7 protein-coding genes are annotated in these 10904 nt (G+C 38.3%); 3 read left to right on the top strand and 4 right to left on the bottom strand.

The genetic code is table 11. The annotated features are described in order from the left end of the window. Positions 1-315: 315 nt before the first annotated feature. Positions 316-1029, top strand: a complete 714-nt coding sequence (locus K6G87_RS14010; protein ID WP_296838563.1) for a hypothetical protein — start codon at positions 316-318, stop codon at positions 1027-1029. Positions 1030-1128: 99 nt separating this feature from the next. Here K6G87_RS14010 and K6G87_RS14005 read toward each other — a convergent pair whose 3' ends face one another. Genes K6G87_RS14005 through K6G87_RS13995 form a run of 3 tightly spaced genes read right to left on the bottom strand, consistent with a single transcriptional unit; the run spans position 1129 to position 5273 of the window. Then, positions 1129-2865, bottom strand: a complete 1737-nt coding sequence (locus K6G87_RS14005; RefSeq protein WP_296838561.1) for an ABC transporter ATP-binding protein — start codon at positions 2863-2865, stop codon at positions 1129-1131. Further along, the gene (locus K6G87_RS14000; protein ID WP_296838559.1) at positions 2858-4639 is read right to left on the bottom strand and encodes an ABC transporter ATP-binding protein; all 1782 of its coding nucleotides are present in this window, start codon (positions 4637-4639) and stop codon (positions 2858-2860) included. Before K6G87_RS14000 ends, K6G87_RS14005 begins: the two co-directional genes overlap by 8 nt. Before the next feature lie 34 nt (positions 4640-4673). Next, a complete protein-coding gene (locus K6G87_RS13995) occupies positions 4674-5273 on the bottom strand; it encodes a TetR/AcrR family transcriptional regulator (RefSeq protein ID WP_296838556.1) in 600 nt (199 codons plus the stop codon). Between the two features lie 728 nt (positions 5274-6001). Here K6G87_RS13995 and K6G87_RS13990 point away from each other — a divergent pair. Together K6G87_RS13990 and K6G87_RS13985 are read left to right on the top strand one after the other, a co-directional pair. After that, positions 6002-7651, top strand: coding sequence for a hypothetical protein (locus K6G87_RS13990; RefSeq protein ID WP_296838553.1), 1650 nt, complete (start codon positions 6002-6004; stop codon positions 7649-7651). 467 nt (positions 7652-8118) lie between these two features. Further along, positions 8119-10554, top strand: a complete 2436-nt coding sequence (locus K6G87_RS13985) for a DEAD/DEAH box helicase (RefSeq protein WP_296838549.1) — start codon at positions 8119-8121, stop codon at positions 10552-10554. A gap of 55 nt (positions 10555-10609) precedes the next feature. On the opposite strand, the gene K6G87_RS13980 is transcribed toward K6G87_RS13985, so the two are convergent. After that, positions 10610-10904, bottom strand: a 295-nt coding sequence (locus tag K6G87_RS13980) for a class I tRNA ligase family protein (RefSeq protein ID WP_296838546.1), incomplete at its 5' end; no start/stop codon positions are given.

Genomic DNA, 10904 nt, shown 5'->3' with positions numbered 1-10904 from the left:
TCTCTGTTAATTTTCCATAAAAATATGGTAGTATAAAAGCTCGTCTGTCTTACAAAACGACAAAAAATAATTTTGTTCTTGACTTACATATTATTTATATAGAAAATATACATTTGGTATAAATAACACCTTGACAACTTTATACTTCTATGAAAAGTTGAACGTAATAACGATAAATTATATAATTATAATAACAGATATAAACTAATGTTATAACGATAATTTACCGATATTAATACAGTAGGCAATTTACAGACTTTGGCTATTACTCACTATGACATCTTGGACTTGACTTATTTAGAAAGGAGACATAATATGCCCAAATTCCACTGTAATATCATCAAAAAATCGTTAACTTTAATAACGACTTTTGTTTTGTTTATTTCTTTTTGGTTTACACCTTTAACTTCTTATGCTGATGAAGGTGCCTGCGTCACAAAATGCAGCTCCTCTGTCAAAGATTCTACTGTTACTACCTATTCTACATATTACCTGAGTTTTATTCCAGTAGAGCTTCAGGATATTTATATGGCTGATGGTGGCAATATCCGTGTTTATTATGAATACGACCCGCTTCCTGAAATAGATACTTCTGGCTGGACTAATACCGGCAATATCATTGGCTATTTTGAGTGGGGGAGCGGCCCTCTTATAATGCTTAGTACCAAACCCGTAGAAAGAGCTTCTGCCTGCGCCTGCGATCAGGCTCAGATTACTATATGCCATGAGTTTGGACATTATATCACCATAAAGTCCAATATGCTCCGCGGAATATCTTCTGATTACAGGATTTCAGCTTCTTTTGAAGAAGCTTTTAATGCAGAAAGATATAATTTTACACTTTCCTCCTGCAATCTTCCTACAGGCTATAAGAAAAATATAAGTCGTGCAGCTGCATCTGTCGAGTTTTATGCAACAATTTTTGCTGGTCTTATGTTATATCCTGCTGATACAATAGCAACTTTCCCGACTTGTTCTGCCCTTGTAATGGATGATATGAATTATATAATAAGCAGCTACAGTAATTAATTTAAAAATGTGATCATTTCTATGTTACCTTGAAATGATCACATTTATTTTATTATGCAGAAAGAAAACCCGTTATCTTTTGATGATTTATTAGTTTGCTCAGGCGAGCTTCCAGCCTACAGCCTGTTTTCGTCCCTGTACGAAATTCCTGTATATTCCATCTTCTTTTATCAGCTTATTATGATCACCCTTTTGAACAATCCTGCCTCCATCTATTACAAGTATCTGATCTGCATGTCTTACAGTTTTAAGTCTGTGAGCTATCATAATAATAGTCTTTTCTTTGGTAAGATTTTCTATTGCCTGGGTCAGCTCTTTCTCATTCTCAGGATCGACATTCGCTGTTGCTTCATCAAGGATTATTATTGGAGCATCCTTCATAATAGCTCTTGCTATGGCGATCCTCTGCTTTTCACCACCTGAAAGTGTGGCGCCTCCTTCACCTATAACAGTTTCATAGCCGTCAGGAAGGGACATTATAAAGTCGTGGCAGGCAGCCCTTTTGGCTGCATCCATTACTTCTTCAATTGAAGCATCCGGCCTTCCGAATCTTATATTATTAGCAATTGTATCTTCAAAAAGATATACCCTTTGGAATACAAAGCTGAAATTCTCCATAAGAGAATCAAAGCTATAATCCTTTACATCTCTTCCGCCAAGAGTCACCTTGCCCTCATCTACATCCCAGAATCTTGCTATAAGTGATGTTATAGTTGTCTTACCACCTCCTGAAGGGCCAACTATAGCTGTTGTAGTATTTTCTTTGATATCAAGAGTTACATCATCTATGATCTTTTTGTTCTCATAAGCAAAGCTTACGTGCTCCATGTGGATATCCCTGTTGTCTGGTTTTATATCCTCTCCGTCTATATCCATCTGCTTTATATTCAGTATTTCGTTCGCAAGATCAACGCCTTTACCTATGACTCGCAAAAGGGCTGTATATATTCCAGCAGAGTTAAGAGATTCAAATAACATAAATGAACTAAGAAGCATTGTAATAGTATAGGTAAGCTGCATGGAACCGTTTATATAATAGTATAAGGAAGCTCCAGCTATCACTACTCCCGTAAATTTGCAGAGAAAAGTCTGGATTCCTACCATGGGAATTGCGGCAATTTCTGCCTTTATATCCATATTCTTTTTTCTATCTATTGCTGACTTTATTCTTGCATCGTTTCTTGCAAAGAGATTATAGTTTCTTATCTCCGCTATTCCCTGAATGTATTCAAGGACTACACCGACCATATTCCTGTCTGCTTCAAGCTTTAAGTTTGCGACACTGGCAACCATCCTGTTGGTGATCTTATTGATAAAAAAGAAGATAACTATTCCCACAAGTGCGATAAGGCCTATTCTCACATCAAACAGGAAAATACAAACACCTATAACAACAGTTGTAATAGCTCCTGACATGATCATCATAACGGCCCTTGTTGCTATATCTCCAAGCTGCTCCATGTTGTTGGTAGTAACTGAAGTTATATGTCCCAGTGAAGTATCGTTAAAATATCCCATTGGCAAATATCTTAAATGTTCACCTATCTCTATCCTTTTGCCTGCTGCCGTTCTGTATCCTGCCTCTGTCTGCATCATCTGAGAGAAACGGTTAACGACCATCTTGCCAACAGTACTTATTAACATAAATCCAAGAACAATATATATAGTATTGGTATCTACTCTTTTTTCTATAACTGCACTTATTGCAAAGAAAGCAGCCGGTATTCGCATAGATCCGAAAATTGCATCGATTACGCCAAGTATGGCTGACAGATAGAATTTATTCCTGTTTTCTTTGCTGCAAAAATCAAAGAACTTTTTTAACATCTCAAGCATTGAGTGCCTCCTTACTTGCAACATCTTCAACCTTTATTGCATCATCATCTCTAACCATACTGTGAGCTTCCCACATGTTCTTATAGAGCGGGCACTTAACAAGGAGCTCTTTGTGAGTACCTTCAGCTTCAAGATTACCTTTATTTATAACGAATATTTTATCTGCATCTACTATGGTCGAAAGTCTGTGTGCTATGACAATAAGTGTTCTTCCCTTAATAAGTTTTGCAACGCTTGCCTGAACAAGGGCTTCATTTTCAGGATCAGTGTAGGCTGTTGCCTCATCAAGAATTACAACAGGAGCATCCTTGAGCATAGCTCTTGCTATACATATTCTCTGCCTCTCGCCGCCGGACAGATGGCCTCCTGCACCTCCAACTACTGTGTCATAGCCATGTTCAAGACCCATGATAAAATCATGGCATCCTGTACCCTTTGCAGCGTTTATAACATCTTCATCAGTAGCTCCTGCTCTTCCGAGTCTGATATTCTCTTTGATGCTCATGTCAAAAAGATAATTATCCTGGGCTACATATGCTATCTGACTTGTGTAATAATCCAGCGGCAGCTCTTTAATATTAACGCCTCCATAGGTTATCTCTCCAGAATCCACATCCCAAAGAGAATCTATAAGCCTTGCTATAGTACTCTTTCCTGATCCTGAAGGACCGACAATCGCATTTATATCACCTTTATTTATTTCCATGTCAATTCCGTGAAGAACCTCTTTGTCCTTATAGGTAAATCTGACATTGTTAAGGCGGATATCGCTTCCAACAGGCTTTTTGGTGATCTCTTTAGGTCTTTCCATATCCTGTCTTGTAAGAATCTCTGTGACTTCTCCGAATATGGTCTGCATTTTCATGATGTCATCCATATAGGAAAAGGCTACTACAAGAGGTGCAACAAGACCTGAAGAAAGAATGATACTTGTAATAAAGTTTTCAGGAGACAGACTTCCATTTATTATAAGTAAAAGTCCTATAGGAAGAACTCCAAGAAGAGTAGCAGGCATAAATGAAAGACTTCCTGCCTGCCACCAGATGCATTTTCTCATCCAGTCGATAAAACAGTCTGCGCCTTCTTTTGCAGCAATAACAAACTTCTCATAAGAGGAGCCGGTCTTGCCAAAGGCTTTGATAACTTCTATTCCGTTTATATATTCTACTGCTGTATCATTAAGCTTCTTGGTCTTTTCAATGGTGATCTCAAAATTACCCTGACTTTTAATCATCATTACTGCCGCAAAAAAGACTCCTATAACGGCCGGGATCAGATTTGATAACCCTAGTCTCCAGTCAAGGGTTAAAAGATATACGAACATAACTACAGGGAGTAGGATATTGGCTGTGAATTCCGGAACAATGTGAGCCAGAGTTGTCTCCATGGAATCAACTCTTTCTACTATGATATTCTTATAGCTTCCGCTGTGATCATCCAGAACAGATCCAAGAGGTATCCTTGAAAGCTTGTCACAAAGCTGTTCTCTTATGCCTCCAAGAACTGTAAATGTTGCTACATGTGACAGAGTTGTTGATACAGAGTGAAGGAATACTCTAAGGAGCCAGCATACTCCCATTATAACGACCTGTTTAAGGTAATAACTAAAGTCTTTGTTACCTGCAAGGAGCTGTGCAACAATCTGCGAGATTATCACATAGGGTATAAATGACATTGCAACCCCGATTATCGCCAGCACTACACTACTTCCAAAATAAGATCTCTTTCTCCCGGCAAATTCCAATACCCAGGAAATGGTACTTCTTTTCTTCATGCTAATGCCTCCCTTTTATAATTGTGCAAACATTTTAAAAACCAAGGAAATCTCTCCAACCAAACCTGAAAAATGTATTCACTGTATCTGCATAGTGAACCGCCTCTTCATAGGTGAAGTCATGCCTTATCATTTCAAGAAACGCAGAATACTGAGCACTCAAAAGCAGATGCAGTTCCTTGCCATCAACTTTATTAACACTTCCTCCTATAAGCTTGTACTGTTTCATGAATTCCAGCGTTCCCTGCTCTGCCGCTCTTATAAGTTCCTGGAAGAAGCCGGAATATCTGGTGCCTTCACTTCCAAAGAAGAGAAGCTTTTGCTCATCATAGTTGGTATAAAGAATATCAACCATCATATGAACCTGACTTGAGTCATTCCACATAGCATCGGGACCATTTTTAAGACCCATATCTATCTCCCTGACGCATTCTGACTTACAAAAGTTATTCCATGTCTTTACTGCCGGTTCTACAACTGCATCAAATATCTCTTCTTTATTTGCATAATGCTTGTAAAGAGCTGCCGCGCTGATACCTACTTCCTTAGCTATGCTTCTCATAGAAGCATTCTTGAATCCCTTGCACATGAATTCATTTCTTGCCGCTTTTAAAATCTGTTCTTTAGTCTCCATATACCTGTTTCCATATGTATGAGATAATTTCCAGCAAGGTGGTTAACACTGTTAACCAGTTAGCTGCACCTAACATTATAGTTATCTATGGCTAACGTGTCAACGTAGTATTAGCCTGATATATAGCTTTTTAATAATAAATTTTATCATTAAGAAAAAGCTTTTTCTTCTGATCAGGTTAGTGTGTATAGAAGTAGAGATTTCTTTTGGACTGCGTGTTAAAGCACATTATTCATCAAATGTTTCGAAAAGGTATATGTGTTTTTTGTAACCGCATTGCAATATTTGCGTTGGGAATGTTGGGCTTTTATTCATAAGGAAATGTGGCAATCTTTTTTTGTAAATCATAGGCATAGCTTTTGGGGTGTCAGTTAGGTATATTATTTGTTTTTGGCTTTTAATATCCTAGTTACAATTATTTTTACAATATTGGTAGTCATTACTTCAAATAGTAATATAAGCATTCCCATATTTATATTATTTTTGGGAATTGTTTTTTTATACAGTTACTTATCTTTTTTTATTCTTGCATATTTTGTTGCAATAATAAGGAATACTGTTGATCTGATTTGATGATCGTAAGTGTAACCGCCTTCGGGCGGTTATTTTTGGAAAAAACTGTTTTACATAATTCTAATATATGACCAAAGATAATTATTTTCTTTTTTCTTTATGTTATAATCCTTTTTATGAAAAAAGTGGGATTTTAAATTGGAGGATTTTTTATTTTGGACACAAAAAAAGTATTATGGGGAATTATTATTTTTCTATTGTCACTTGTTGTTATCTTAAACTACGATAGCATTCATGATTTCTTTGGTACTTCCGTAAATCCATTAGATGATATATATGAATATGATAATCAGGAAATTTCTATTAGAAAACTATTTGAGGCATCTTATGAAGATATTTATTATGCTGATCATTGGGTTGCTACAGGAAAGTACTGTTATAAGTATGAATGGATTTCAGATCCTGATAATGAAGAATTCAGCACATCTGAAATAATTAATAAGGAAATTATCAATCTGACATATGATCATTACCATGATAATACAGATAATCATTTGGGAATATTGAGCGGAAGGCGCACATATCCTTATCATGAAGATTCGATTATTGGTGATCGTAAGACCACCAACCAAATAGCAACTTTCAAATATTATGATGGAATAATAAGTGGCACTACAAGACAGATCTACGAGTATACAGGTCACAAATGTTCATGTAAAGTTAGTCTTGAAAAGATTCTTGTGCCTGACCTAGATAATATATCAGAAGCAGTATCAAAAGGAGAAATTTCAGTAGAGTTTGATGGTTTAGTCGATGAACAAGGACACTTTGTTGTGACATTTACAGGACAAAGACTCCCATTTATTGATTCTGCTTTTTGGGGATATAATTATGATTTTAGTGAAGCGATATATACATTTGATGCAAAGTCAAGAATGATCGTCAATGTAACTCTTAAAGATTTGGATCTGTCTGAGGGATATGCTTCATTAACGCAAAGGTCAAGCACAGAACTGTATTTTAACATCGGTGATATATCGTATGGCAATTATGATATACCTGAAATTCCCCAAGTAATATGTCAGAATTCTGTGATCAATGATATTATCTCGGGAGATGGAACTTTCAAGCCAGGTTATGATCTTCTTTGTGAAGCTTCAGATAATGCTGCAGCAAGTGATATTTCCAAGATTTGGCGAAGTGCAGTTTCGTCAGGAAACGCCTTTTGTACATTAGAGGAACTATCTGAAAAGCTTTCAGAAAAAGCCTCGGGATATGATTTGGAAATCGTAAAAAAGGACTATTATATCAATGCTGAAGAAAACACTCTTTTTATAAGATATCTCATTACTCAAGATGATAACGAAATAGGATATATTGTAATGCCTCTGGCAGTTTATGGCGCTAAGATTCGTAATGATAACAATATATTGTCATTTGCTGAGGATGAGTTAACTGTATTCGAGGATGGATGTATTCGTGTCAATCATAGAAATACTTCAAGTATCACAACGGAAATGAATTACTGCTTCTATAATGATGGAATATTAAGAATTGATTATAAGGTCACCAGAGAATCTTCTTATTCAAGACTCTCGGATATAGAAGAGCTTACTTTGTTTACCAATGGAGATTATAAAAAACTACAAAAATTTATTGAAGAGAATCCCAATTCAGGATTTACTTGGATAGATAAATATGATGTTTATGAAAATGGACGTTTGAATACATATTATATTGCAGATGATACTGGTACTTCAGCAGGTCTTTCAGATGATACTATTTCTTTTGTATCTCTTGATCATATAAGCGAAATAACGTGTTACGAACCCTATAAAGAAAATGCTAGGTGGACTGATTTCTGAAAAAATTTTTTATCTCAGATTTAAAAATGGAAGCTTTAATTTTGCCTATAGAATTCTAAAAGAAACTAAGATATCAAATCTTCAAAATGATGAAGAACTTGCGCAATTTGCAGGTTCTGATTCTGAGAATCTTAAGACGTTTGCAATTATAAACAGGCTGAATATGCATCAATAGATAAATATCTCATAGTAGAAAATGGCAGCATTAATGGATATTATGTAATTGAGGATGAAAATCATCCTGATGAGTATGAAACAATCTATGATCTTCCGCTTATATCCAAAGATTCTGATGAAGATAAAACTGGTGATAATGTTAACGTAAAAAAGTCGAGTGACAAAGTTTTGATGAATAATAATAGAGATCAAGTATGAAAATGGTATATTTTCATACCCAAATTGATGACGCGAGCTCCATCAATTTGAACCATTAGCCACTCGCTTCGCTCGTGACATGAGGTTAAATTATGGATGTTTTTGACAGATATGCTCCATTTGTTCAGGACTTTATCTATAGAAATAACTGGGAATCCCTTCGTGCTATTCAGGTAGCTGCCGGGGATGCTATTTTTAATTCAGAAGATAATCTTCTTCTGTGCGCTTCTACTGCTTCCGGTAAGACTGAGGCGGCATTTTTTCCCATACTTACTATGTTTGATGAAGATCCGCCATCGTCTGTGGGGGCGCTATATATAGGGCCGCTTAAGGCTCTTATCAACGACCAGTTCATGCGCCTTAATGACCTGTGTCTGGAGGCCGATATTCCCGTATGGCACTGGCATGGTGATGTCAATCAGTCTCATAAGAATAAACTGTTAAAAAAGCCTTCGGGTATCCTTCAGATAACTCCGGAATCTCTTGAAGCTCTTATGCTTCATAAGCACGGAGATATCGCAAGGCTTTTTGGTGATCTTCGATTTATCGTAATTGATGAAGTTCACTCTCTTATGAGGGGAGATCGCGGAGGTCAGACTCTGTGCCTTATGGAGAGATTGTCCCGCATGGCTGGGGTTAATCCAAGGCGTATTGGTCTATCTGCAACTATAGGAGACCTTGAAGAAACCGGAAGATTCTTATCTTCTGGAACAGGTAGAGGCTGCATAATTCCTAAGATTGAGGATAAGGGTCAGGTATGGCGCCTTTCTATGGAGCACTTCTATATTCAGGGGCCGCAGGCAGGTGATCCGGCTAGGAAATCAAATAGGGCTATGGCTATGGAAGCTGAGGGTGATATTATTGACGCTGACGTTGTAAGTGCTACTAAGGCGTATACATCGAATGATACCTATGAACAATCCAGTGATAACAGCGCTTCTTCTAATATATCAGATAATATCAAAACTCTTCCTTATATAGCTCCTGCGACTGACGAAGCTCCCAAGGCTGCAGATCCCGGCATGGGATATATATTTGAACATACAAGGGGCAAAAAATGCCTTGTCTTCTGTAATTCAAGGGAAGAGGCCGAGGCTGTTACTACTACTTTAAGACAGTACTGCGAAGCAAGGCACGAGCCTGAAAGGTTCCTGATCCACCATGGCAATCTGTCAGTATCCTACAGGCAGACCGCAGAGGAAGCCATGAAGGATGAGGAGTCTTATCTTACTACTGTTACAACTTCTACTCTTGAACTTGGAATCGATATTGGAAGACTCGAGCGCGCATTCCAGATGGATGCTCCGTTTACTGTGTCTTCTTTTCTCCAGAGAATGGGACGAACAGGAAGGCGTGATGATCCGCCGGAGATGTGGTTTGTAATGCGTGAGGACGAGCCTGAGGCTAGGGCTATGCTCCCTGAGACTATTCCGTGGAAGCTCCTTCAGGGTATCGCTCTGGTACAGGTCTATATAGAAGAAAGGTGGGTCGAGCCTCCTGTCCTTGACAGGCTCCCATACTCACTACTCTACCACCAGACCATGTCTACACTGGCTTCCGGAGGCGAGATGACTCCTGGAGAACTGGCAGGAAGAGTCTTGTCACTGTCTTATTTTCACAGGGTATCTACAGATGATTACAGGGTGCTATTGCGACACCTAATTGAGATAGATCATATCCAGCAGACAGAAAGAGGGGGACTTATCGTAGGCCTAAAGGGCGAGCGGATCACGAACTCTTACAAGTTCTATGCGGTCTTCCAGGAGAATGTCGAGTATACAGTAAGGTGCGAATCCCAGGAGCTTGGCACCCTCTGCGCCCCGCCTCCTATTGGGGAAAAGATTGCTATCGCAGGTCGTACCTGGGTTGTTGAAGATATAGATCATAAGCGCCACACTGTCTATTGCCAGATGGTCAAGGGTCAGGTTCCGGCATATTTTGGCGAATGCCCCGGTGATATCAACACGCATATATTAGAGCGTATGAAAAAGGTCCTACTTGAAGATAAGGTCTATCCATATCTTATGCAAAATGCAAGGGCGAGGCTTTCACTTGGAAGAAAGAGTGCCAGAGCTGCAGGTATTACAGATAATCCTCTTATATCACTTGGGGGTAACATGTGGGCTCTCTTCCCATGGCTTGGAAGCTATTCATTCCTTGCGCTGGAAAGGTTCCTTAAAATCAAGTGTGCTCCGTATCTAGCACTTAAGGGCCTTGATTCTTCGCGCCCGTATTTTATTCAGTTTACTATGAAGGCTGACAGGAATACTTTCTACGAAGTTGTGTGTGATATGGCAGATGAGCCACTTGATGCCATGGAGCTTCTCTATCCTAAAGAAGTTCCTGTGTTTGAAAAATATGATGATATTCTTCCGGAAGAACTTGTGCGAAAGGGCTTTGCCTATGCAGTTCTTAATAAGGACGAGATGCTGGACCGTGTCAGATCATGGAGGATATTCATTCAAGACAAAGTAGGCAATAAGACAAGCGCAAAAATTGCTGATAAGAATGATAGTGTAACAGAGTAATACTTACACAAAAACAGGCACCCTTTTTTATGGGGTGCCTGAAATCTTATTAGTCTTATTTAACTACGATATTAAGAATCTTACCTTTAACATAAATTACCTTTACAACGTTCTTGCCATCGATGAATTTATTAACAGACTCGATTCCTTTTGCCTTTTCAAGTGCTGACTCCTGAGTGTCATCATCTGTAAGCCCTACAACGCCTCTGACTTTACCATTAACCTGAACACCGATCTCGATAACGTCTTCTTTGCAAAGAGCTTCTTCATAAGTAGGCCATGCTTCGTAAGCGATTGTTTCGTTATGTCCAAGGAGGCTCCAGAGCTCTTCACCTGCATGAGGACATACG

It is taken from the genome of Butyrivibrio sp., from assembly GCF_024699075.1.
Note: the sequence above shows the minus strand (reverse complement) of the source record. Positions and strands in the feature narration are given on the sequence as shown.

What these genes read in the sequence shown, in the direction of transcription:
- K6G87_RS14010 (WP_296838563.1), top strand. Translation starts at nt 316, where the DNA reads ATGCCCAAATTCCACTGTAATATCATCAAAAAATCGTTAACTTTAATA.
- K6G87_RS14005 (WP_296838561.1), bottom strand. Translation starts at nt 2,865, where the DNA reads ATGCTTGAGATGTTAAAAAAGTTCTTTGATTTTTGCAGCAAAGAAAAC.
- K6G87_RS14000 (WP_296838559.1), bottom strand. Translation starts at nt 4,639, where the DNA reads ATGAAGAAAAGAAGTACCATTTCCTGGGTATTGGAATTTGCCGGGAGA.
- K6G87_RS13995 (WP_296838556.1), bottom strand. Translation starts at nt 5,273, where the DNA reads ATGGAGACTAAAGAACAGATTTTAAAAGCGGCAAGAAATGAATTCATG.
- K6G87_RS13985 (WP_296838549.1), top strand. Translation starts at nt 8,119, where the DNA reads ATGGATGTTTTTGACAGATATGCTCCATTTGTTCAGGACTTTATCTAT.